At 67.4% G+C, this 22,131-nt stretch carries 22 protein-coding genes and 2 pseudogenes; 15 read left to right on the top strand and 9 right to left on the bottom strand.

Features of this window, described 5'->3' with window-relative positions; all coding sequences use genetic code 11:
• Positions 1–71: 71 nt before the first annotated feature.
• A complete protein-coding gene (locus DEI92_RS01140; protein ID WP_111012050.1) occupies positions 72–635 on the bottom strand; it encodes a TetR/AcrR family transcriptional regulator in 564 nt (187 codons plus the stop codon).
• A 91-nt stretch (positions 636–726) separates the two neighbouring features.
• On the opposite strand from DEI92_RS01140, the gene DEI92_RS01135 reads away from it, so the two are divergent.
• Positions 727–1,923, top strand: coding sequence for an MFS transporter (locus tag DEI92_RS01135; protein WP_181434585.1), 1,197 nt, complete (start codon positions 727–729; stop codon positions 1,921–1,923).
• Between the two features lie 183 nt (positions 1,924–2,106).
• On the opposite strand, the gene DEI92_RS01130 is transcribed toward DEI92_RS01135, so the two are convergent.
• Complete coding sequence (locus DEI92_RS01130; RefSeq protein WP_258369845.1) at positions 2,107–2,847, bottom strand: TetR/AcrR family transcriptional regulator C-terminal domain-containing protein; 741 nt, start codon at positions 2,845–2,847, stop codon at positions 2,107–2,109.
• Between the two features lie 176 nt (positions 2,848–3,023).
• On the opposite strand from DEI92_RS01130, the gene DEI92_RS01125 reads away from it, so the two are divergent.
• Positions 3,024–3,437 (top strand): hypothetical protein, encoded by a 414-nt coding sequence (locus DEI92_RS01125; protein WP_111012048.1) that lies wholly within the window; start codon positions 3,024–3,026, stop codon positions 3,435–3,437.
• An 89-nt stretch (positions 3,438–3,526) separates the two neighbouring features.
• The gene (locus DEI92_RS16765; protein ID WP_258369844.1) at positions 3,527–3,661 is read left to right on the top strand and encodes a hypothetical protein; all 135 of its coding nucleotides are present in this window, start codon (positions 3,527–3,529) and stop codon (positions 3,659–3,661) included.
• A gap of 636 nt (positions 3,662–4,297) precedes the next feature.
• Here DEI92_RS16765 and DEI92_RS01120 read toward each other — a convergent pair.
• Together DEI92_RS01120 and DEI92_RS01115 are read right to left on the bottom strand one after the other, a co-directional pair.
• Entirely contained in the window at positions 4,298–5,278 is a 981-nt protein-coding gene (locus tag DEI92_RS01120) for an EamA family transporter (RefSeq protein ID WP_111012047.1), read from the bottom strand.
• Positions 5,275–5,847, bottom strand: a complete 573-nt coding sequence (locus DEI92_RS01115; RefSeq protein WP_111012046.1) for a TetR/AcrR family transcriptional regulator — start codon at positions 5,845–5,847, stop codon at positions 5,275–5,277. Before DEI92_RS01115 ends, DEI92_RS01120 begins: the two co-directional genes overlap by 4 nt.
• A gap of 278 nt (positions 5,848–6,125) precedes the next feature.
• On the opposite strand from DEI92_RS01115, the gene DEI92_RS01110 reads away from it, so the two are divergent.
• Positions 6,126–6,377: a hypothetical protein gene (locus tag DEI92_RS01110; protein WP_111012045.1), complete on the top strand. Its 252-nt coding sequence runs from the start codon at positions 6,126–6,128 to the stop codon at positions 6,375–6,377.
• 62 nt (positions 6,378–6,439) lie between these two features.
• Here DEI92_RS01110 and DEI92_RS01105 read toward each other — a convergent pair.
• Positions 6,440–7,330, bottom strand: a pseudogene (locus DEI92_RS01105) (IS481 family transposase); the annotation flags it as partial.
• Between the two features lie 154 nt (positions 7,331–7,484).
• On the opposite strand from DEI92_RS01105, the gene DEI92_RS01100 reads away from it, so the two are divergent.
• Entirely contained in the window at positions 7,485–8,378 is an 894-nt protein-coding gene (locus tag DEI92_RS01100) for an alpha/beta hydrolase (protein ID WP_111012382.1), read from the top strand.
• An 84-nt stretch (positions 8,379–8,462) separates the two neighbouring features.
• Positions 8,463–9,362 (top strand): helix-turn-helix domain-containing protein, encoded by a 900-nt coding sequence (locus tag DEI92_RS01095; RefSeq protein WP_111012044.1) that lies wholly within the window; start codon positions 8,463–8,465, stop codon positions 9,360–9,362.
• A gap of 30 nt (positions 9,363–9,392) precedes the next feature.
• On the opposite strand, the gene DEI92_RS16390 is transcribed toward DEI92_RS01095, so the two are convergent.
• Positions 9,393–9,542, bottom strand: a complete 150-nt coding sequence (locus tag DEI92_RS16390; RefSeq protein WP_181434584.1) for a hypothetical protein — start codon at positions 9,540–9,542, stop codon at positions 9,393–9,395.
• A gap of 37 nt (positions 9,543–9,579) precedes the next feature.
• Here DEI92_RS16390 and DEI92_RS01090 point away from each other — a divergent pair, with 37 nt between their 5' ends.
• Entirely contained in the window at positions 9,580–9,927 is a 348-nt protein-coding gene (locus DEI92_RS01090) for an AAA family ATPase (protein WP_111012043.1), read from the top strand.
• Positions 9,928–10,256: 329 nt separating this feature from the next.
• Positions 10,257–11,138, top strand: coding sequence for a ribosome-inactivating family protein (locus tag DEI92_RS01085; RefSeq protein WP_181434583.1), 882 nt, complete (start codon positions 10,257–10,259; stop codon positions 11,136–11,138).
• Positions 11,139–11,752: 614 nt separating this feature from the next.
• Here the strand turns inward: DEI92_RS01085 and DEI92_RS16250 are convergent.
• Entirely contained in the window at positions 11,753–11,965 is a 213-nt protein-coding gene (locus DEI92_RS16250) for a hypothetical protein (RefSeq protein ID WP_146249067.1), read from the bottom strand.
• A 184-nt stretch (positions 11,966–12,149) separates the two neighbouring features.
• On the opposite strand from DEI92_RS16250, the gene DEI92_RS16245 reads away from it, so the two are divergent.
• The 3 genes from DEI92_RS16245 (at position 12,150) to DEI92_RS01060 (ending at position 15,932) form a co-directional block, all read left to right on the top strand.
• Positions 12,150–12,557, top strand: a complete 408-nt coding sequence (locus DEI92_RS16245; RefSeq protein ID WP_146249066.1) for a hypothetical protein — start codon at positions 12,150–12,152, stop codon at positions 12,555–12,557.
• Positions 12,557–14,539, top strand: a complete 1,983-nt coding sequence (locus DEI92_RS16240; protein ID WP_146249065.1) for a hypothetical protein — start codon at positions 12,557–12,559, stop codon at positions 14,537–14,539. The genes DEI92_RS16245 and DEI92_RS16240 overlap by 1 nt, the downstream gene beginning before the upstream one ends.
• Positions 14,540–14,621: 82 nt before the next feature.
• Entirely contained in the window at positions 14,622–15,932 is a 1,311-nt protein-coding gene (locus DEI92_RS01060) for an ISL3 family transposase (RefSeq protein WP_111012037.1), read from the top strand.
• 328 nt (positions 15,933–16,260) lie between these two features.
• On the opposite strand, the gene DEI92_RS01055 is transcribed toward DEI92_RS01060, so the two are convergent.
• Positions 16,261–16,830 carry a helix-turn-helix domain-containing protein gene (locus tag DEI92_RS01055; protein WP_111012036.1) on the bottom strand — a complete coding sequence of 190 codons (570 nt, stop codon included), beginning with the start codon at positions 16,828–16,830 and terminating at the stop codon, positions 16,261–16,263.
• Positions 16,831–16,848: 18 nt separating this feature from the next.
• Here DEI92_RS01055 and DEI92_RS01050 point away from each other — a divergent pair, with 18 nt between their 5' ends.
• The 3 genes from DEI92_RS01050 (at position 16,849) to DEI92_RS01040 (ending at position 19,787) form a co-directional block, all read left to right on the top strand.
• Positions 16,849–17,733, top strand: coding sequence for an enoyl-CoA hydratase/isomerase family protein (locus DEI92_RS01050; RefSeq protein WP_258369838.1), 885 nt, complete (start codon positions 16,849–16,851; stop codon positions 17,731–17,733).
• Between the two features lie 98 nt (positions 17,734–17,831).
• Entirely contained in the window at positions 17,832–18,230 is a 399-nt protein-coding gene (locus DEI92_RS01045) for a nuclear transport factor 2 family protein (protein WP_111012034.1), read from the top strand.
• A gap of 372 nt (positions 18,231–18,602) precedes the next feature.
• On the top strand, positions 18,603–19,787 hold the full coding sequence (locus DEI92_RS01040; protein ID WP_181434582.1) for an MFS transporter: 1,185 nt from the start codon (positions 18,603–18,605) through the stop codon (positions 19,785–19,787).
• A 284-nt stretch (positions 19,788–20,071) separates the two neighbouring features.
• On the opposite strand, the pseudogene DEI92_RS16990 reads toward DEI92_RS01040, so the two are convergent.
• Positions 20,072–21,208: pseudogene (locus tag DEI92_RS16990) on the bottom strand (MFS transporter); the annotation flags it as partial.
• A 226-nt stretch (positions 21,209–21,434) separates the two neighbouring features.
• Between DEI92_RS16990 and DEI92_RS01030 the strand changes: the two are divergent.
• The gene (locus tag DEI92_RS01030) at positions 21,435–21,908 is read left to right on the top strand and encodes a helix-turn-helix domain-containing protein (protein WP_220037433.1); all 474 of its coding nucleotides are present in this window, start codon (positions 21,435–21,437) and stop codon (positions 21,906–21,908) included.
• Positions 21,909–22,131: the final 223 nt, after the last annotated feature.

Raw genomic sequence — 22,131 nt, 5'->3', positions numbered from 1 at the left:
TCGAGGGACCCGTTACTGTCAGGACCCTCATCCAGCCGAAGTCATGGCGGGCCACGGAGCCCCGCTCCGGCTCACCGCGCCATCGCGAGCACATCCCCCACCAACCGCACCGCGTCCTCCTCGCTCACCGGCAGGGCGAACACCGTCCGGTAGTACAGCGGTGCGATCACGTGGTCGAGGACCTGGTCGACGGTCGGCGGCGCCTCGCCACGGGCAGCGGCCCGGCCGATCACGGCGGCGGCCTGCTCACGCCGCCGCTCGGTGACGGCGCAGTGCACGACGAGATCCGTCCGCGCCGACACCATCGCGCGCAGGAACCGTGCGCGCTCGATCCGGCCGATGTCCCGGACCACGGCGGTGGCCCAGCCGATGAGGTCGCCGTCGAGCGACCCGGTGTCGGGGACCGGGTCCCCCTCACGCGTGAGTGCCGCCACCGTGGCTTCCTGCAGGAGTGCGCCGACGTCCGGCCACCGTCGGTACAGCGTCGTTGGGTTCACGCCGGCCCGCTCGGCGACGAGCGGGAAGCTGACGCGCTCTGCGCCCTCGCCGACCAGCTGGCCGACGGCCGCGTAGACGGCCTCGAGGACGCGCGCGCTCCGGCCGCCGGGACGGCTGACCGGTTCCGAGGAGGGCATGCATCCATTGTCGCAACATCCGTTGCTTTTGCGTCGGTCCTGACCTACCGTTCTTATCGCAATGATCACTGCGTTAGGGAGGGCCGCCCCCATGCCGTCTCGACCCGTCGCGTTCGCCATCGCCGCTGCGGCCGGCACGGCGATCCTGACGGCCGCCTCTGCCCCCGCGCCCCTGTACCCGACGTACCAGCGGTTGTGGCACTTCTCGACCTTCACCCTCACGGTCGTCTTCGCGGTCTACGTCGCGGCACTGCTCGTCGCCCTGCTCACGGTGGGCGCCCTCTCGGATCGGGTCGGTCGCCGTCCGGTGGCCTCGGCGTCCCTGCTCGTCCTCGCCGTGGGGATGCTCGTGTTCGCCGGCGCCGACGGGACCGGTGCGCTCATCGCAGCCCGGGTGCTCCAGGGTCTCGCGGTCGGCGCGGCCACCGGCACACTGACGGCCATGATCGTGGACGCAGCCCCGACCTCCCGGTCCGGCGCAATCGTGAGCAGCGCGGTGCCCTCGCTGGGCATCGCCGTCGGCGCCGTGCTCGCCGGCGGCCTGGTCGAGTACGCGCCCCTGCCACGCCAGCTCGTGTTCTGGGTGCTCGCCGCGGTCGACCTCGCGCTCGCGGCGCTGGTCTGGAGGGTCGGCGAACGAAGCGAGGACCGTCCGGTACCGCGCGAATCGCTCCTCCGGTCGCTGCTGCCGACCGCGGGCCTCCCCCGGGAGGTCCGCCCCACGTTCCTCGCGCTGCTCCCGCTCATCTGTGCCGCGTGGGCGCTCGCGGGCCTGTACCTGTCGCTCGGGTCGTCCGTCATCGGCGGCGTGCTCGGCGTGGAGGACCACTTCGTGGTCGGGGTCGTCCTCGCCGTCTTCTTCGTGGCCGGGATCGCGGGGACCGCACTCGCCTCGACCGTCCCCGAACGGCTCCGCTCGGTCGCGGGGGCCGCCGTGCTCGCCGTCGGCGTCGGTGTCACCACGGCCGCCACCCTGCTCGGCGCCCTCCCGCTGTACGCCGTGGGATCGGCGATCGCCGGCATCGGCTACGGCGCGACCTTCCGGCAGATCATCGACGCGCTCGGTCGGGAGGCCCCGGGGCACCAGCGCAGTCAGGTCTTCGCGACGATGTACATCGTCAGCTACGCGGCGTTCAGCGTGCCGGCGCTCGGCGCCGGGCTCGCGGTCGGCGTCTGGGGCCTGCAGCGGACCGCTGTCGCGTACGGTGCGCTGGTGGTGGCGCTCGTCGCCGTCGCTGCGCTCGTGCACTTCCACGCCGGCAAGCGGACGGCTGCGGTGACCGGCTGACCCGCGCCGAACGCCGAGGCCGGCTCCTGCGTGCCCGTGCCGCACACGTCATCAGGCTCGGTGATGAGGGACTGCTGCAGGTTCAGTTGACTCTGACGTGCCCTACTGCCCGGTCACCCGTTCCGCTGTGGAGGCCAGGCGGGGATGGGTGTCGTGCTCCGACCGATGCGCTACCCGACTTGCTCATTGCGACAGCTCGCGATCGAGACGATCGAGGAGACTTTCGAGTGAGACCTCGAACTCCTCGTCACTCCGGTCCTCGCTGAGCAACGCCCGGAGTCGACGGACCTCCGGCGCGGTGTCCAACGACATCGATCCATCTCCCTCAGGGACCGTGGCGCCTCCTTCGTCCAGGGGTTCCTCAGCGGGCCCTGCTTCGGCTCCGCGGACGACGGACTGCAGCAGCAGCTGCCCGAGCAGGAAACTGCTGAAGGCACGGTAGGCGTTCACGGCCTGTGCATCGGTGAAGCCGTTCCTGGTCAGCGCGGTCAGGAACGTGTTGACGACCTCGATGCTCCGAAGCGGTGGACGCAGCCACGGTGCTGCCGGGTGGCGCGTGGCCACGAGCGGGAACGCCTTCGGGTGGCTGTCGGCGATCCGTCGCACCTCGTGCGCGACCGTCTGCAGGAAGACCTGCCAGTGCTCCCCCTGCGCTTCCTCGAGCTGCGAGGTCAGTTCGCTCATCAGTGACGCGACGACCCCCTCGAGGAGGTCCTCTTTCCCGTGGACGTACCGGTAGAGGGACATCGCCTCGACACCGAGTTCCTGCGCGAGGGATCGCATCGACAGGCCCTGCGTGCCCGACCGGTCGATCTGCACGAGCGCGGTCTCGACCACGAGGTCGCGACTCAGCTTCGGCGCTCCCGATCCTGACCGGTTCGTCCTCGGATGCTCTGCCACCGACACGTCTCCCTGCTGGTTCACGATCCCGCGCCTCCCGGTCACCGGGAGGCAGCGACCGGTCCTGGTGACGCTACCCGCGCTTACGGCGTAAGTTCCGACGTGGCTTACGGCGTAAGCCGGACGAGCGCGCTAGGTGCGCCCACCTCGAGACCTCGCCTCGGCCCACGGGCGACGGCGCCGTTGACAAGGAGAAGCACGTGATCGACAACAGCGGCATCGACGAGCTCATCGGCGCCGACGTTCCCGGGGCCGACGACGTGAACCTCGAAACGGTCGCCCAGGTCGCCATCGACGACGAAACGCAGCGCGCCGCGTGGGTCACCATCCGCACGGACTTGTTCGGCTCCTCCGAGTCCTTCGCGCCACTGGACGACGCAGGCTTCGAGGGCGGCGTCCTCCGGACCGGGTCCGAGAAGCCGTCTGTGAAGGACGTGCCGCGCATCGCAACGGCAGAGCGGGGCAACGCTCCGCGGAGCCCGCAACGCTCGCGGGCTGCAGCTCCCCGGGGCCAGACACAGATGCTGTTCGGCATGGCACTGCGGTCCATGCGCATCGTGTGCTGCCGCTCCGTCTGGCGCGATCACCACACGCAAAGAGGAAGTGTCGGATGAAGTTGGGGAACTCGGAACTCGATGCCTTGAGGCGGTCACCGCGGGAGTGGCGACGCCGAGGGCTGACGCCTCCGAGTGAACTCGCGGCGATGATCGAAGCTCGCCTCCGCGAGGACAGCTCGATCACCGTCAGTCCGCAAGCCGGGGAGGCGATCGAGGACCGCGGCGAGTACGTGCCGCCCTTCGGTGTCACGGGGCCGAGGTACGCCGACTTCTTCAGGTGAACGACAACCTCAGCGGGAACACCAGCAGGCGGCGGCTACTGTCGGGGACCCGAGTCGCCGTGAACCGGGCTGGACCGTCGACTGGGACCCCGGAACTCAGGTCCGCGCCTTCCGGTCGCGCCGGTCGCTCGATGGCGAACGCCGAAGGATGCAGGGCATGACCACGACCAGTGGGAGCCACGCGCCGGTCCGATGAGGAGCAACCAGGAGATCGAACCCTGCCAGCAGGATGAGGATCATCGAGACCGTGGGCACCCGACAGAAGAGCCCCCGGCCGAGGCCGAGGGCTCTTCTGGAGACCGGTCTGCAGATCGATCACGCTGGCGGTACCGGTGGGACCTAAACCCATCCGTGAGCCTCCGAGCGACCCCCATCGAGCGTCCGATCCCTGTGACCCCGGGGATTTCCCCGACCGGTCAGGCGAGGCTGAGCCACGTCGAGCCAGGTGGCGATGCGCCAGGATGCACCACGAGCGCACCTCCATGACGTTGCCATCAGGCAGCCGCGATCGCATGTGTCCGACCCCGACGGGCGTCCGTACAGCGTCCGATCACCGAGAATGCTTGCGGACCACCTAGATGAGAGAGGCGCCGCGAGCTGTGCCGGTGCGACCTGGCTCGTACGCTGAACGACCGGCTATCGGACGTTCGACGACAGCCCGTTCCGGTCTAAGGACCGCGGCCGCGACTTCCGGCCCTCGGTCGCGATGGACTCGCCGGCTCGTGACTGCGGCGTGGTCGTGGGCGCTGCGGCCAGGATTACGAGCACTCCTCCGATGAGTCCGAGGCCCACCCACCCCGTGATGGTGAGGTGTTCCCCGACGATCACAACGGCGAGGATCGCAGCGACCGCTGCCTCGATGAGCGTCAGCGTCGTCGCGGTGCTCGCGGAGACTTGCGAGAGCCCGTAGCCGAACAGGAGGTAGCCGAGGAACATCGGCACGAGCGCCATGTACGCCCCCGTGGCGAACGCTTCCCGCGTTGCGAGGAGCGGCCCGCCGGTGAGGAACAGGACGGGGAGAAGGAGCGCCCCTCCGCCACCGAACACAGCCCCCATAGACGCGGACCGGCCGAGGCCGTCATGCATGAGGCGGTGCGCGGCCCACGAGTAGCCGGCGTAGGTGATCCCGGCGATCAGTCCGAGCACGAGGCCTGCCAGCGTCGAGGTCAGCGCTCCGCTGTGGGCATCGAGCTTGGACAGGCACAGAAGCGCACTGCCGACGACGCCCAGCGCGGCAGCAACCATCCAGGGTCGGCTGAGCGTAGTGCGGTCGATGACACGTTCCAGCACTCCCGATGCCAGGGGTGCGGAGGCGAGAGAGACCACGGAGCCGATCGCGACCCCCGCGAGGTGCATCGAGCTGTAGAACGCCAGCGGGTAGATCGCCACGGCGATCGCGCCGAGCGCGACGATCTGCCAGCGGCGTCGCAGGGCGCGCCGCGCACGGCGCAGTGCCGGCACCGCGATCACGGCTTGTAAAATGCCGCCCAGGCCCAGAGACACGGCACCGATCGCGAGCGGGCCCACGGCCGGGGCGAACGTCGCCGCTGTGCCGGTAGTTCCCCAGAGCAGCGCCGTGACAACGATCGCGCCAACGCCGATCGTCCGGGTGTTCACAGTCCTGCCACCAGCGCTCCGGCGAGGCTTCGCGCGCGAGCGAGTCGCGTCGAGTCGCCTTCCAGGCCTGCCCGCGCCATTGCCCCTTCGAGGAGGAACGAGCAGTGCTCGGCCACCGCGGTCGCGTTCTCCGGCGACGTCACTTCCGTGAGGTGGGACACCAAGATCGACTCGACCTGCTCCTTGTGCCGGCGCACGGCCTCACGGCCGGCAGCGCCAACGGGCAGCTCTGCGGCTGCGTTCAGGAGGCCGCACCCGCGGAACCCATGCTCGTACCCGAGCTCAGCGTGATCGATGTACGCATCGAACACTGCAGCGACCCGCTCGGCGGCGGTCGCTGCGCCACTGACGCGGGAGGCGTAGAGGCCCAACCACTCCTGGTGTCTGGCCTCGATGTAGGCGCTCACCAACTCGTCCTTCGACGCGAAGTTGTTGTAGAGGCTCATCTTCGCCACCCCCGCAGCGGTGGTGATCGAGTTGATACCCGTCGCCTCGATTCCGTGAGCGTAGAACAAGCGCGCAGCAGCACCGAGCACTCGGTCACGAGCAGACATAGCGACCGCAGACATAGAAGAACCTCCTGCTAGGTAGGTCAGTCTACCCACCTTGCGGCTTCTCTCGTGTGGCTCGATAGACGATCCGCTATCGAAACGTGATCACGACACGGCGCTGTGAAAAGGCCGACACCGACCGAACTCGCTCGCAGTGGAGTCGCCGACCGCGCGCGGACGTACGAACCAGGTCATCCCGTCCAGATGACGGCGGTCTACGGACGTGACCAGAGCCGATTAGACGTACTGGCGGCCGCGCCGAAGATTGATCGGTGGTCGCCGCTACTGTGCGAGGCATGAACGTCACCTCTGCTCGCGTCAGCGCGCTCGTCGGCCCACTCCGCGTCATCAAAATGGACCAACCGGACAAGCAGCAGGAGACCCGCGCGAGGCTCCGTGCTCTCGCCCGTGACGTCCGCGACACAGGCCGACCGTCACTCATCCGGTGGGTAGATGAAGCCGAGCGGTCGGTGGATGGCCAGGCGGACGTCCCGCTGTCCGAGCTCGCCAGGATCTTGTATCAAGAGGAACAGAACGCCGCCTCCTGACCTCGCGCGGTAGCGAACCTTCGTCCGGTAGCCGATCGGCTAACTGTGATGTCCAGGCAGGTTGTGAGTCTGCTGATGGGTGGGGCGCCGATGGCGGAGTGGGTCCTGTGGTGATTGTAGAAGTGGAGCCAGCCCGGCAGGGCTTGGCGCCGTTGGGTTTCTGATCCGTAGAAGCGGGCGTAGGCCCACCCCTCGCCGAGGGTGCGGTGGAATCGCTCGATCTTCCCGTTCGTCTGCGGCCGCTAGGGGCGGGTCTTCTTCGGTGTGATTCGGAGCACCGTGCATGCGTTCGTCCAGGCGTGGGACTTGTAGGCGGAGCCGTTGTCGGAGAGCACTCGCTCGATGGTGACGCCGCGCGGGGCGAACCACGCAACAGCATGTTGCAGGACACCGATCGCGGTGGCGGCCTTTTCGTCGGCGTGGATCTCGGCATAAGCGACGCGGGAGTGATCGTCGATGACGGTGTGCACGCATGCTCGACCCATCAGCGGATCACGGGTTGCCGAGCGCGGCTTGCCTGGTGTCGCTGCCCGGTTCCGGTCGCCTTGCTGTTTCCCGACGGACCGCCAGCTGCCGCCATCAGGGATGTTGCCGAACTTCGTCACGTCCACGTGGATCATCGCGCCGGGCTTGTCGTGCTCGTAGCGGCGGATCGGCTCACCGGTGACCCGGTCGATGTGGGAGAGCCGGTTGATGCGGCACCGCACCAGCACTGCGTGCACCGTCGATGCGGGCAGGCCGAGCTCGCCGGCGATCTGCACCGGCCCGAGGCGACGCCGCCACCGTGCTTCCACGATCTGTTTCACCAGTTCCTGCGACGTCTTCGCCGGCATCCGGTGCGGGCGGCTGGATCGGTCCGTCATTCCGGCGGGGCCTTCCGTCCGGTACCGGGCAGCCCATTTCTGGGCTGTGACGGGTGAGACCATGAACATCTTCGCTGCCGTGGTCGGGGGCCACTCGGACCCGAAACAACCACCGTTGCAACGACCCCTTGAGACCACCATCGGCTATCGAGACGGCGTGACGGGCGACATTGAGCGGGGTCGACGGTGCCTAGGAAGAATCTTTCCCATTGTCGGCGGGCGCGTGCAGTCCGAGGGTGGGGCCATGCAGAAGGTCACTTTCACGCGTGACGGGCTGGCGCTCGTCGGTAACCTGTTCACCCCCACCAACTTCGACGAGAACGGCCACTACCCGGCCGCGATCGTGCAGGGCTCGTTCACCTCCGTGAAGGAGCAGATGGCGGGCACCTACGCGCAGAAGCTCGCTGAGCAGGGCCTGGTCACGCTGGCGTTCGACTACGCCCACTACGGCGAATCCGAGGGCACGCCCCGCCAGCTTGAGGTCCCTGCCGAGAAGTTTGCGGACCTGCAGGCCGCGGTCACGTTCCTGCTCGACCTGCCGTACGTCGAGGCTGTCGGCATGCTCGGCGTGTGCACCTCCGCCAGCAACGCCACGTTCCTCGCCGCTGGCGACGACCGCGTGAAGGCACTCGCGACCGCCGCGGGGTTCCTCGTGACCCCAGCCGTCCTCGACGCCACGTACGGCCAGGACGGCATCGCTGAGCGCCTGGAACAGGCTGCCGCAGCGAAGCAGAAGGCGGACCAGACCGGCGAAGAGACGTTCATCACGGTCTACAGCGAGACCGAACCGGACGCGGCGAACTACGCCCCGGTCGAGGGCGCGTACGACTACTACAACAACCCGGCTCGCGGCGGCGTCCCGGAGTACACGAACAAGCTCAACGTGCAGTCCTGGACGACGTGGCTCGACTTCGACGCCCTCGCCCGCGCATCGGAGATCACGATCCCGACGATCGTCGTGCACTCCGACGAGTCCGCGATGCCCGAGAACGCGAAGGCACTCTACGAGGCCGTGCAGGGCGAGAAGGAACTCGCCTGGGGAGACGGGAACCACTGGGACTACTACGACTCCGACAAGCAAGTCAGCTTCGCCGTCGCGAACATCAGCCGCTTCTTCCACAAGCACGTCACCGCGTAGCGTCACACCCGCCGGTGCCGCGTCCGGGTCTCCCGCCCGAACGCGGCACCTCCATCTCTGCAACGAGACGCGATCGGAGGGACCGTGGCAGCGAAGAACCCGCACCTGGGAGAGCTTGGCCTGTTCCTCAAAGCGCGACGCAGCGAACTCACCCCCCAGATGCTCGGGCTCGATGCCGGGGAGCCGGGGTCTCGTCGCGTCAGCGGACTCCGACGAGAAGAGGTCGCGGCCGCCGTCGCGATCAGCGTCGACTACTACACCCGAATCGAGCAAGGACGCCTCGCACCCTCCGCTCCCGTTCTCGGCGCCCTGTCGAGCACCTTCCGACTGACACCGGTCGAGCGCGAGTACGTCGAAGGACTCGCGCAGCACGCCGATCAGCGCGTCGCACCGCGTCCCCGGCAGATCGCGGTCAGCCCACAGCTACAACGGCTCCTCGACCGGTTGGACGGCACGCCCGCGTTCGTCGTCGGGAAGTACCTCGACTACCTCGCCTGGAACCCCCTCGCCGGCGCGCTCCTGCTCGACCTCGAACACCGTCCGCCGCAGGACCGCAACTACGCCCGCATTCTCTTCACCGACCCGCGAGCAAGAGACCTTTACGACGACTGGGAGAGCATGGCCCGGACCGCCGTCGCCCTCCTCCGCACCCAAGCCGCCGACAACCCACACGACCCACGCCTGGCGGCGATCGTCGGGGAACTCTCGGTCGGGTATCCGCAGTTCCGAGCGTGGTGGGCCGAGCGCCACGTTGCCGGCGGCGGGCAAGGCACCAAGACCGTCCACCATCCAGAAGTCGGCGCACTCACGTTCGACTGGGACAGCTTCCAACCGCTCGGCGTCCTTGACCAGCACATCACCATCTGGACTCCGGTAGCGGGCACGCCCACCGATGACAAGCTCCGCATCCTCAGCTCCTGGATTGCATCCTCCGACGCACGAAGTCCTTCAAACCAAGTAGCGCCGGATGGCGCGCCCACCTAGGGATCGCCTACCGGGTCCAGCCCAAGCCGCTCAGTTGCGCGACTCCGCGGGCACGTGCTCCTCGGGCAACAGCTCGGTGCCCTTGTCGATCACTGTACCGGGGAGGCCGTCGTCGGATTCCGAGATGGTCGCCGGTGTGAGCGTGTCGCCCTGGGGGTGATGCGTTGCGCTGGCGTCCACGGGATGACGATATCGGACAGGGTGAGCCTCCCAGGGCATGCGCGCAGCGAACCGATTCGGGCACGAGCGTGCAGGTGGGCTCCTTGCCGACAGCCGTCACGTCGTCGTCGATGACACCGGATCGCCCCGCTTAATCCGCGACGAGTGGCGGGCGACCGCATCAGCGGCGGGTGCTCCCTTTGTGCTCGTGTGGATGCAGGTCAGTCCGGAGTTGCAGCGTCAACGGGTCTTGGTGAACAGGGCTGAGCAAGTGCGACCGGACGTCACGGACGCAGTGCTTGCAGAGCACGGCGCGAGCTTCGAAGCACCGGGGGAGGAAGACCCCTTGATCGTCGACGCAACCTCGTCGCGGCCGATCCTGCGCTCCTTCTTCCCCTCGTGTTGATCTCAGCGCCACCAGAAGAAGTAGGCGACCACCCCACCGATGAGAATCCCGCCATAGGGACCAGGTAGATCCAGTCGCTCTTGATCGGCCCCTTTCTCGGCATGTAGTCCCGCTGGAATGGTGCGACGGGATTCCCACTCACTCCGACCTGAAGAACCCGAACGCCAGCACTCCGTTGATTATCCCCCGGGGCAGAACTTCGATGCACTCGCCGCTGAGCAGGGTCAGTATTTCTACGGCTGCTTAGCACCATCGGATGGCACGATGCTGTACGCATGATTACTCATGCACTAAGTCGCACACGACGTCTACTCACTGGAATCCTCGTGGTGGGGGCGCTCACTATGGGCTCCCTCGCCGGAGGAGCTGAGGCCGCATCGGCGCAGGTTCCGGATCCGTCGCTGACGCTGGCGGGCAGCCTGGACTTGAACGACTACGCCAGCAGCCAGGTCTCAGCGGACTACAACCGCCTCGTTGGGGCGCTCGAAGACCTTTCTTCGGTGCGGTCGTGGGACGGCGGATTTCAGACGCAGAACGGAGGTGGGCATGGCGCTATCATCACTGCTCAGATCACGGCCCACGATAGCAGCGGGAATCCGCACGCCCTCACTCTCTACTTCCACGCAGAGAACCTTTATCTGGCGGGTATCCGCCGTGCCGGGGACCCCGCTGCTTACTTCTTCAGCGATGATCAGGGGTGGGGCGGAGGATATGTCAGCATCGGCCTCGCGGGTAATTACAACGCACTGACGCAGGCCGCGGGTCGCGGCCGGTCGGCGATGCCAATCTCTTGGAACGACATCAACGCATCGGTCCTGCAGCTTGCGACTGCTCCTGGCAATTACTCCGCTGGAATTGTACCCAGGCAGGCCACCGCACGGTCCCTGCTCCTGCTCATCCAGATGTTCAGCGAGGCCGCTCGGTTCCCGGCCATCCAGGCACACTTCGCCAACGCCCTATACAACAACTCGCGTACGAATGGACTGACGCTCGGTGAGGAGCATCTCGAGAACAATTGGTCGGCGCTTAGCTCATACTCCTACGCACAGCACCACAATCAGAACCCCGCCCCGATTACTATCACCGGCAACAACGGTTCGACGTACGCTTACATCAACACGGCGAATGCGGTGCGGCGGTACGTCCGTATCCTGCTCGGATCGTCAGGATCCGCGGCTTCCAGCTCGAACCCGAGCCGCGCAGAACTTTAGAGTTAGACGTGGAACTTGCGCAGGTGCCTTCCTGATGGGCTCCGTATAAGCCGTTCGACGGCGCGAAGGCGACACGCGAGCCGACGGCAGCGGTGATATGCAGCCTTTAAATGTGCTCACTCTCGACGTCCACGCCAGCCGCACGGCTTATTCCGTCCATCCAGTATTGCTTCCCCAGTCGCACTGATCGAGGAACGCTGTAGGCGCTTGCTCTCGATATCGTTGGTAGGCACAAGAGTCCCATGTCAGCCAAAGTAAAAACAGCTGGTCACCCTGCGGGGTGACCAGCTGTTTTTGGGGTCTTCTGCCCCACTGGTGCTCAGCGGCGCTGAGCCGGTGCCGCTGAGCACCGGCGAGTTTGTAATTGAGACGAGTGCCTCGTTCGATTTCGCTAAACTTGGACGGAACGGTGCCGAGGACAGGCGCGGCTGAGTGAGGGTTCGGCGTTGCTGTTGGCGCAGATTCGACCGGTAGGCGCCGCACAGGACCGGAGCCACACTACGGCTTGGTCGGTGTCCGATAGCCGATCGGCAAGCGGACGTGCTGTCCCAGGCGGGGGTGCGCCACGGTCGAGGACCGTGATGGTTCCAATCGTGAAGTGGATTTCGGTCGGGTCAGCGATTGATTGTGCTCATAAGGCGTCGCCGGTCGACGGGGGCTACGGGGTCGGGGTGGAGCTGCGTCTCGAGCGCGGCAGCGATGGTGCGGAGCTGTTTCAGTTGTTCGGCGGAGAGCACGTCGACGATCAGTTCACGGACGAGGCGGTCTTGGTGGGGCATCGCCGCGGTGAGTGGGTCCTCGCCCTTCTGAGTCAGGGTGACGATCACGGCTCGGCCGTCGCTTTCGCAGGGTCCTAGGAAGAAGCGAGACTGGGGGGAACGACGAGGACAACCAAGGTCGGCGCCCCGTACCGGAACTCCTCGGAGATGCTCTTCAACGTGCAGAACGACGGCGAAGTACAGGTCGCTATGTCGGTCTCGTCCGGCAGGATGCACCCAGGAGGTACCCGCCATGACTGGTCCTGATGACGCTGCCACAACGATTCAGCAACTCCGCGAGAAGGTTGCGTCGACACGGAAGCAGCGGATGGATGCCCAGCGGGCAGCGCTAGTCGCGCCGGTTGTCGAAGTCGCGCTCGATCGCGCGGCGCGCGATCGCTCGAGTCGCGCGACGAATGAGACGGACGCGATTCGCGAGGAGATCGTAGGGCTCTGGGATCAGATCCTTCAAGAAGTACGTGGAGTCGACGGCGTGCGCGAACTCTTCGCCCGCGCCGACGTCGCCTATCCGGACTTCCCCGCGCGGCCACGTCTCGTCGCTGAGCTGAACGCTGAAGCCCGTTGGCGCGCTTCGCTCTCCCATGACGCCCGAGCCATTGCACTGCGCCTGGCATTCCCTCCCGTCGAGGAAATCATCTGATGGCTCGCGGCAAGCACAAGATCCGAGCGGATGGTCGACGCGGTGCGCAGCAGGAAGCAGCGATTCAGCTACTTGAGACAGAGCTAACGGCGGAGCGGGCGGCTCTCGCTACGGCGGAAAGCACGCTGGCCAGAGTGCGCCAGCTACAGCTTGATGTCGAGCAGGAAAAGAACGCCCTGGCCGATGAAGTAGCCCCCGTTGCGGAGGGGCTTCGCTCGGAGCGTGACTACCTCCGGTCAGTACTCGCGGACGTGCGGGCTCACCGCTCGAAAGTTCATGAGGCATGGACAAAGTTCAGCTCCGCAGCCATCGACGCCTCGCCGGGTACTACGGGCCTTGAACGAATAGAGGCGTTCAGCGGGAACATGGGCATGCCTGCCTGGCTTGCCGATAGCGACCAAAGGCTCAGTGCCGAGCAGGTGACTCGTATCCAGCGCGCCCGAGGCGAGCGACACGCGGCCTCGACCCTGTCACACGCTGCTGCGCAGCGTTCCCACCTGACGACCCTGCTCGACATAGGCGTGGTCGCACCACACCTGATCACGCCCCGCCACCGTCAAGCGCTCATCGAGCAGGGTGTGATTGCGGTCGACCAGCGAGGGACTCATCAGGTCATCGCGGCAGACGCGCTCAATGTGGAACAGATCGAGAGCCTCGAAGAGGCTCTCGATCTCGCCAACCGCGTCTGGAACTCTCGCGCTGCGGACCTCGACCCTGCTGCCGTTCATGCATGGGGGTCAAGCCCAATCGTTCGGTACGGGGAGGCCTCGGGCGCTGCCCTGCGGTCGCTCGGTTGGATTACGCGGCAGAAGGAGGAAACTGCACCAGCCGGGGAGAACCAGCTACTCACGATCGAGCTCCCTATGCCCAGCACGTCTGCGGCCACGAGGACAGAGCTTGCTACCTACGGTGCCGAGCGCATGCTGACGGTCTGGCGAGAGGTCATGAACACGCGACAGCGCGTCGCCAAGACGCTGGAACTCGCTAGCCACCCCTTCGCACAGTTGAAACCGCACCCACATCCGGGACAGGGCCTCGCCACCCAGAACTCATACGCGCTCGCCGCGTTCGCGCGCTGGCTTGACAGGCCGGGCGACACCGCGCTGGGGCAAACTGCCGTCGGTCTCACAGCATCTGCTACATACTGGCTCCCTGCCGGGCAAACCGCCTCATTCGCGGAGTCGGAGCCGCTGACCGAATCAGACCGAGCCGAAATGGTCCTGCCGTTCCCGAACGTATTCCTCGCGTTCGCAGAGCCGCTCCTGCTCGAGCGCTCCAGGACGCCGTCCCCCGCCGAGGCCGAGCGGTGGAAGCAAGACTCTCAGATCACACACGATGCGCTCCATCGCGACGAGCCCATCCGCGATTTGGTCAACGCGCGGAGCCGGGCCAACCACTTCGACTCGCCCGTTCCTGATCTCGACGAGATAATCGCTTCCTTTGGCGCGCAGGTCGAGGGCGTGCTGCTGCTCGCGGACAGCCTCGGACGTCCTGACGACATGTTTGCGTGGTGCCTCACGGTCCGCGGTGCCTACGGCGCATCCCTCGGGCGCTTCGTCATTCCTGCTTCCCGCGCCCTGACCCAGTACCGTGATGTCATCGACAACCTCACGGCGGTCGTCGCTTGGGCGCAGTGGCATGAGCCGGACAGCAGCACAGAGATTCCGCTCGGGATGGCACCGGCGGACGTCGACACACTGATCTCGACGCCAGCATTCAAGCGAGACGCCAAGCGGGCCGGGGCCGGCATCAGGGTTGTCAACGTCGGAGCTACGTACCGCGGCGGGAAGGCGCGGCGTGCTGTCGAGGCGGAAGCAGCCAGCCATGTCAGCCCACACATTCGCCGTGCGCACTGGCGTCGCCAACGCTTCGGACCGGGCCTGGAAGCGAGCAAGCGGATTCGCATCGCCCCAGTGCTGGTTAACGCGCACCGCGGCGATATCGGGCTCTTCGCAGTTGAGGGGGTAGCAGCCGGGGTGTGACGGCTGGCGCGTCGAGTCGGGGAAGTAGGTCGAGGCCTTCCAAGATGAAGGTTCCTACACCGGCCACCCGAAAGACCTCGACGTGCTCCACGCTACCTTCGCAACCCCTGACTTGACGACGTTCTGCCGTCTCAATGAACTCGGCCTGACCGCGGTCGGTCAACGACTCGACCATGACGAAGCGGTCATCGAGTGCCGACTCACCACCTCAGATCCGTGGTGCCACCGGTGCGGTGCGGAAGCGACATCACGTGGGACGCTGACGCGGCGGCTGGCGCACGAACCGTTCGGACACCGTCCCACGACACTGCTGGTCCGAGTGCGCCGGTATCGGTGCGAGCACTGCGGACGCAGCTGGCGAGAAGACACCTCCCGGGTAGCGCCGGAACGAGCGAAGCTCTCTCGCGGTGGGCTGCGGTGGGCCCTGGCCGGCATCGTGATCGACCATCTTCCCGTGAGTCGGGTCGCTGCGGGACTCGGGGTGTCCTGGCACACAGCGAACAACGCCGTCCTCGCCGAAGGACGCCGGGTCCTGATCGACGATCCGGGCAGGTTCGAGGGGGTCACCACGATCGGTGTCGACGAGCATGTTTGGCGGCACACCCGTCACGGCGACAAGTTCGTGACCGTGATCATCGATCTCACCCCGAACCGCACCAGGACCGGGCCGGCGAGGCTGCTGGACATGGTTCCCGGACGGTCGAAGCAAGTGTTCAAGATCTGGCTCGCATCCCGGCCGCAAGCCTGGCGGGACCGGGTGGAGGTCGTGGCTATGGATGGCTTCACCGGGTTCAAAACCGCCGCCGCGGAAGAGCTCCCGGACGCGGTCCCGGTGATGGACCCGTTCCACGTCGTCCGCCTCGCCAGCGACGCGCTGGACCAGTGTCGCAGGCGGGTACAGCAACACCTGCACGGGCACCGCGGCCGAGCCACTGACCCGCTCTACCGAGCACGCCGGACCCTGCACACCGGGGCCGACCTCCTCACCGAGAAGCAGCATGCCCGCCTGCACGCCGTGTTCCGCGTCGAGGAGCACGTTGAGGTCGAAGCGACGTGGGGCATCTACCAACGCATGATCACCGCCTACCGCCACCCCGAGAGGAACACCGGGAAGCAGCTCATGGAAGCCGTGATCGACGCCGTCGCACACGGCGTCCCAGCATCGTTGGTCGAGCTGCGCCGGCTCGGCCGAACCCTCACCCAGCGCGCCGTCGACGTCCTCGCGTTCTTCGACCGCCCCGGCACCTCCAACGGCCCTACCGAGGCCATCAACGGCAGGCTGGAACACCTCCGTGGAAGCGCGCTCGGGTTCCGCAACCTGACCAACTACATCGCCAGAAGCCTGCTCGAATCCGGCGGCTTCCAACCCCTGCTACCCCCTCAACTGCGATGAGCCCGATATCGCTCCGCGCGTGTATCGACTCCGCCCACGCGAAGCGACTGACGGTGAGACGACCAAGCCGACCAACAGATAGCCCGGAGCTCGATTGCCAGCAATTTGTGCGGCAGACCCGCGGCGTCGCGAAGCTCGGTCATTGGCAACTTCGTGAGGTCGAAGTTTGCGAAGTTGCACCTCAGCACGACGCAGACCTCGCGCAAGAAGAGCAAGTGCCAGGCGCCGCGAAGCGGTGACTCACTGGCGCGAATCCGGGAAAGGGTCTCCGCCAGTGCTCTGCGCGGTCGTCGGACGGCATGGCTCGCCGTCGCCGTCAGTGGGCGTCTTACGCGGCGGTGGATCGTGGTCGTACCTGGACCGCGTCGCTCACCCTGCGTCGACCGACATCGGTGTACGCGAACTCGATCTCCTCCACCGGGGTCAGGGCCTCCTGACTTGTCACCAGGCCCACGCGCACCTGCGCCCCCGTCGTCCGACTCCTCCGGACCTGCGCCACGCCATCGGTCGGCGGGATGAACTCATCACCCCACTGGCCCATCGCCGCGAGGACGAGCAGCAACTCGCTGCCGGCCTTCGTGGCCCGGTACTCCGCACGGGGGCGGGAACCGGGCTCCTGGTACTCGCTGCGCTCGAGCACACCCCGGTCGGTGAGGAGTTGGAGACGTTTCGCGAGGACGTTGGTGGCGACGCCGAGCTTGGTCGCGAGGTCACCGAATCGCGTGACCCCGAGCGTGAGGACCTCGCGGAGGATCAGGATCACCCATCGGTCACCGATGAGGGCGGCCGTGCGCTCGATCGAACAGAAGGCGTCCTCAGCCGGCGTGCTTACGGCCGTAGGTGTCGCAGGAGGATCGAACTCGTTGTCGAGCTTCGGGACTCCTGCGGTCGCGGCCATGCCACCACCCTCCCACACTTGCCCGCAGCAATCCAGATGCGCTGTCTTGCTTTTCGCAAGCCAGCCGCTATGCTCGGCGACATGACACAGATCAGCCTGATCAAGACGAGCCCATCCCTGTGGCGTGCCACGTTCCACAACCCACCCGTGAACCTGGTCGACGCGCACACGATCATCGACCTCCGCCAGCTCATCGACGCCGCCGAGGCGGATCCCGAGCTGGCCGTCATCGTGTTCGACAGCGCCGACCCCGATTACTTCCTCGCACATTGGGACCTCACGGACGATCTCAGCGCTCTGGCTGACCAGCCGAGTCCGTCAATCGTCGGACAGCAGCCCTACAACGACGTCCTCATCCGGCTCAGCAAGCTGCCGGTCCTGACCGTCAGCCTGATCCGCGGCCGCGCTCGCGGCGCTGGCAGCGAGTTCGTGCTCGCCACCGACGTCCGGTTCGCAAGTCGGGAGCGTGCGGTCCTAGGTCAATTCGAGATGGCTGCCGGCAGCGTCGCTCCCGGCGGTGGCGCGCCAGCACGCCTACCGCGCCTTGTCGGGCGCGGGCGGGCGCTGGAGATCCTCGCGGGCGCGGACGACTTCGACGCGGACACCGCTGAGCGATACGGGTACGTCAACCGCGCCCTCCCCGACGCCGAGCTCGACGGGTTCGTGACGCGGTTCGCCGAGCGCGTCAGCAGCTTCGATCCGAAGGCCATCGGCGAGATGAAGGGCTGGATCGACACCATCACGCTTCCCGACGACGCGGAATTCCCGCCGCAGGCCCATGCGTTCGAGGCGCGCGTCGCCGGACCCCGCGTGCGCGGTTGGGCCGAGCGCGCCATCGCCGCGGGATTGCAGCAGCCCGGCGAGCTCGAGGAGCGCCTCGGCACCCTCGCGGTCGGTATCTGACCACGCCGACCGCGGCGCGTGCCCGCGCCCGTCGACGCACCACACCTCCGCTTCCCGACCGGAAGCGAAGGACAACCATCGAACAAGGAGTGAACAGGATGAGCGAGAACACCACCGCTGGGACGTGGCCCCCGGCACCGGCGAACGGCATGGTGGGCGACATCGTCTTCGAGGCCGCCGCGCTGGCAACCCCGATCGTCGGCGTCGAGCCGGTCCAGGCCCTGATGAAGGCGGTTTCCGGCCTCTACGCCCGGCTCGAGCTGGGACCCGAGACCGTCGACGGCGTCACCACCTACTTCCAGTGGGAGGCAACGCTGCCGTCGGGCACGGAGGTCAAGGGCGCGACCGTCATGACCCGGAACGCCGACGGCCTCCTCGAGCACGTGGCGGTGCACCAGCGACCGCTGAACGCCCTCCACGAGTTCTCGACGAGCCTCGGCGAGCGACTCCAGGGGGTTCCCGGCATCGACCCGAGCATCTTCTACCAGGGAGCCTGATCGAGTTCCACCAGGAGCTCTGATCGAGCAGGGCGCCGCCCGTGTGCACCGCACGCGGACGGCGCCCTGCTGTGCAACGGGGGAGCCCGGTCGACCGAGCTGCCGTCAGACCGCGACGACCACGACGGCTGCGCTGTACCGTTCTCAACCCGAAGCGACATAGGCAGCAATAATACGGCTATGTCGCATGCGTGGGTTGGGCGGACCAATCCAACGTGGTACCGTCACCAATCCGGGCACGGCGCCCAGCACCCACATCAGTCCGCGGGCACGTCCCGTCCTTCACGTTTCCCACACGAGTTCCGGAGCAACCCCTTGTCCGATATCGCAATACCGTCCCGTTCACACCGCCCCTGGCCGGCGATCGTCGCAGTGGCATCCGGCGCCTTCGCCGTCGTCCTCGGTGAATTCGTCCCCGTCGGGGCGCTTCCTCAGATCAGCACGACGCTCCACGTCCACCAGGGCGTCGCCGGCCTGCTCGTGACCGCTCCCGCCGTGGTCGGAGCGGTGGCGGCACCGGGTGCGGCGATGCTCATCCGCCGCCTCGACCGACGCCAGGCCATCGTCTGGCTCACCCTCCTCATCGCCGTCTCGACAGTGCTCGCGGCGATCGCCCCTGACTTCGCCACCATGCTGGTGAGCCGCCTCCTCCTGGGCGTGAGCGTCGGCGGGGTGTGGGCCGTGTCCGTCCCAGCAAGCGCTCGGCTGGCTCCCGCAGGCCAGGAACACACCGCCTCCTCCGTGATCTTCAGCGCAATCGCCATCGGCGCCGTCGTCGCCGTCCCGGCGAGCACGTGGATCGCCGCGACGTCGAGCTGGCGATGGTCGTTCGTCGGCGTTGCGGTCGTCTCGCTCCTGGCGTTCACCGCGCAACTCGCGACGGTTCCGCCACTGCCCTCGGACAATGCCCTCGATCCGCGGCACTTCGTCGCCCTGGTCCGGGAACCGCAGATCACCGCGGTCCTCCTCGTGATCCTGGCATCGGTGTTCGGCCAGTTCAGCGTCTTCACCTTCGTGGTGCCGGCTCTGCGGGCGAACACCGGGTTCAGCGCAGCGGAGGCGAGTCTCGCGCTGCTCGTGTTCGGCGTCCTCACGGTGATCGGGAACTTCGGAGGGGCAGCCCTGCTCGGGCGCGCACTGGTTCCCGTCGTCATCATCACCTTCCTGGTGCTCGCTGCCTCGGTGACACTGTTCGCTGCGGCGGGCGCGTCGACCATCGCGGCGTGCCTCGCCCTGGCCGGGTGGGGCCTGGCGTGGGGGAACACGCCGGTGTCGCTGCAGGTGTGGCTCGCGTCGCGGACCCGCGCACGCGCTCAGTCCTTCGAAGCTGCCAACGCGGCCATGACCGCCACCACACAGCTGTCCATCGCGCTCGGCTCCTTCTTCGGCGGCGTGATCCTGGACCACGCCGGACTGGCGGGCTCGACCTGGACCGGTGCGATTGCCCTCGTCATCGCGTTCGTCGTGGTGGTCTTTGCCATCGCGACCGGACGCCAGCGTGCCGCCCGCCCGGAGACGGCCACCACGACCATTGCGACCGCCACCGCCGCGGACTGATCGGGGCTCGCTGCCGCACCACCGGTAGTCGCCCAGGAGCACGAGGGCCGGAAGGCCCGGGCGGCTGGCCGCGCCGGGCCTCCCGTCTTCGGGCCGCTCGTTCGCCGCCGTCGGGCGGCGGGTGCGTTCACGTGTTCTCGCACCGACGGGCGGACGGGATCGGCGTCCCCCACCGGGACCCGTCCGCCGCCCGGTTCATCGCCGTCCGCTCCGGATCCCGACGAGACCCACCACACCGCCGCGAGGAGGAGCGCAGCCATCACGAGCAGGATGCGGTGGAAGCCGCCGGTGTCGAGGCGGCCACCCGCGATCGTGCCCACCAGGGCGACCATGACGAGACCAGCGACGCGCGACACTGCGTTGTTGAGCGCCGCGGCAGCTCCGGCATCTTGACCGGGAACGGCGTCGAGGACGACGGACGTCAATGGCGCGACCATGATCGCGAAGCCGAGCCCGACGAGGAGCAACCCCGGCAACATGGTCGTCCAGTACCGCTCATCGGCGGAAGTGGCGAGCATGAGCAGCATCCCTGCGGCGGACAGGATCGGCCCGCCGCCCATGAAGATCCGCGGACCGTACACGGAGGAGATCCTCGCGACGCGACCGCTGAGCACCATGAGCAGCACGGTCGGGGGCTTCCCGGCGACCCCTGCGAGGGTCGCGGGGAGGTCCCACACCTGTTCGACGAACAGCGTCACGGCGAAGCCCATGAGCCCGACTGCCCCGTAGATGAAGGCAGTGGCCACGTTCCCGACGAGGAAGTCGCGCAACACGAGGAGGTGCAGCGGCACGATCGGGTTCTGCGCGTGACGCTCCTGCGCGACGAGGGCGGCGGCACCGACGACGCCCACGGTCCCCGCCACGATGACCAGAGGGTGGCCCCAGCCGACCCGACCCTGCTCGATCAATGCGGAGACGACGCCACCGGCCGCGAGCACCGCGAGCACCGATCCCAGCGCATCGAAGGGGGGCCGCTCACCGCTGGAACGGCTCATCGGGACGGTGCGGACGAGTGGGAGCGCCACGAGGACGCAGGCGACCGTGACCAAGAACACCGAGCGCCAGCCGAGACCGTCCACGAGCACCCCGCCGATCACGGGTCCCGGCGCGAACGCGCATGCGAGGGTCCCGCCGCCGAACACGAGCAGCCCGCCGACGAGGACGCGGCCCCTCCCGAGGCGGTCGGAGATCCCTCCGGCGGTGAGGAGCAGCGCGGACAGCGTGAGGAGGTACGCGTCGACGACCCACTGTTGAGACACGAGTCCTCCGCCGAGCTCTCCTCCGATGCTGGGAAGCGCCACGGTCACGATCGAGCCATCGAGGCCGACGACCGCCGAGGACGCGACCGCCGCCCAGAGGATCGACCGTTGCGTGGGACGTTGTGCCTGCGCAGAGTTAAGGTCCAGGAGCGCAGGTGGCATGGTTCCTCGGTCCTCCGAGGCGACCCGGCGTGTGCCAGCGAATGTGGGTTTGGTAGGCAAACCCTAGCGCTCCTCGTGCGCGCCCCGCCCGGTGGCGAAGGCAGAGCTCACGCCGGCCGACTCGTGGAGGGACTGGAGCCTCCTAGCGAGGACCCGTCTGCGGCAAGGACCTGGAGCGCCCCTGGGATGCGTTGTCAAATCCACTTGGTCGGACTAGGGTCGCGTGGTGCGTACCGAACGTGTTGCCGACCCGCGAGTCTGCTCCATCGAGCAGGCGATGAGCGTACTCGGAGCGAAATGGGCAATGCTGGCGGTCCGCGAGCTGACCTTCGGGCAGCACCGTTTCGATGACATCGTGCGGAACACGGGAGCCCCGCGGGACGTCCTCACCGAGCGACTTCGACAATTGGAGGACGCCGGCCTCGTCGAGCGCGTGTTGTACAACGATCGACCGAAGCGGTACGAGTACCACTTGACGTCGGTAGGCGAAGGCCTGTTCGGCATCCTCCACGCGATCCGCGACTGGGGCGACGGCGCCGTTCGCCACGACCCAGAGAACGTGGTGCAGTTCGAGCATCACTGCGGCCAACGCCTTGAGGCTGTGGTCGTCTGCAAGGCATGCGGCGAGGAACTGCACGACGGCGACGTCCGCGCGGAGCGCGAGCTCCACCGCTCGGACCTCGAGCCGGCCTCCGCCTGAGCGGTCAGCCCCTCGTCGCCGTCTGATCCCGTCGCCGCGCGCGGCTGCTGAACCTTCCCAGCACTCTCGATGCTGCGTCCGACGGACGCTTGCAAGTCTCGTCCGCACGCCTGGGCTGCAGGACCGGCTCCCGAAGCGGCGCCGCAAGCCTGACGCAGCTTGATGACGACATGCTGGTGAGTGCCACGCACGCCCAGTCGGTGGACGCCACGGTCGCCTCGAA

Origin of the sequence: Curtobacterium sp. MCBD17_034 (genome assembly GCF_003234515.1) — a bacterium.
Taxonomy (GTDB): Bacteria; Actinomycetota; Actinomycetes; order Actinomycetales; family Microbacteriaceae; genus Curtobacterium.
The sequence above is the reverse complement of the archived record's forward strand: the minus strand, read 5'-3'. Positions and strand labels throughout refer to the sequence as shown.

Excerpts from the sequence above, each read along its gene's own strand:
- DEI92_RS01140 (WP_111012050.1), bottom strand. The coding sequence starts at position 635 with ATGCCCTCCTCGGAACCGGTCAGCCGTCCCGGCGGCCGGAGCGCGCGC.
- DEI92_RS01135 (WP_181434585.1), top strand. The coding sequence starts at position 727 with ATGCCGTCTCGACCCGTCGCGTTCGCCATCGCCGCTGCGGCCGGCACG.
- DEI92_RS16765 (WP_258369844.1), top strand. The coding sequence starts at position 3,527 with ATGATCGAAGCTCGCCTCCGCGAGGACAGCTCGATCACCGTCAGTCCG.
- DEI92_RS01115 (WP_111012046.1), bottom strand. The coding sequence starts at position 5,847 with ATGTCTGCGGTCGCTATGTCTGCTCGTGACCGAGTGCTCGGTGCTGCT.
- DEI92_RS01110 (WP_111012045.1), top strand. The coding sequence starts at position 6,126 with ATGAACGTCACCTCTGCTCGCGTCAGCGCGCTCGTCGGCCCACTCCGC.
- DEI92_RS01100 (WP_111012382.1), top strand. The coding sequence starts at position 7,485 with ATGCAGAAGGTCACTTTCACGCGTGACGGGCTGGCGCTCGTCGGTAAC.
- DEI92_RS01090 (WP_111012043.1), top strand. The coding sequence starts at position 9,580 with ATGCGCGCAGCGAACCGATTCGGGCACGAGCGTGCAGGTGGGCTCCTT.
- DEI92_RS16245 (WP_146249066.1), top strand. The coding sequence starts at position 12,150 with ATGACTGGTCCTGATGACGCTGCCACAACGATTCAGCAACTCCGCGAG.
- DEI92_RS16240 (WP_146249065.1), top strand. The coding sequence starts at position 12,557 with ATGGCTCGCGGCAAGCACAAGATCCGAGCGGATGGTCGACGCGGTGCG.
- DEI92_RS01055 (WP_111012036.1), bottom strand. The coding sequence starts at position 16,830 with ATGGCCGCGACCGCAGGAGTCCCGAAGCTCGACAACGAGTTCGATCCT.
- DEI92_RS01045 (WP_111012034.1), top strand. The coding sequence starts at position 17,832 with ATGAGCGAGAACACCACCGCTGGGACGTGGCCCCCGGCACCGGCGAAC.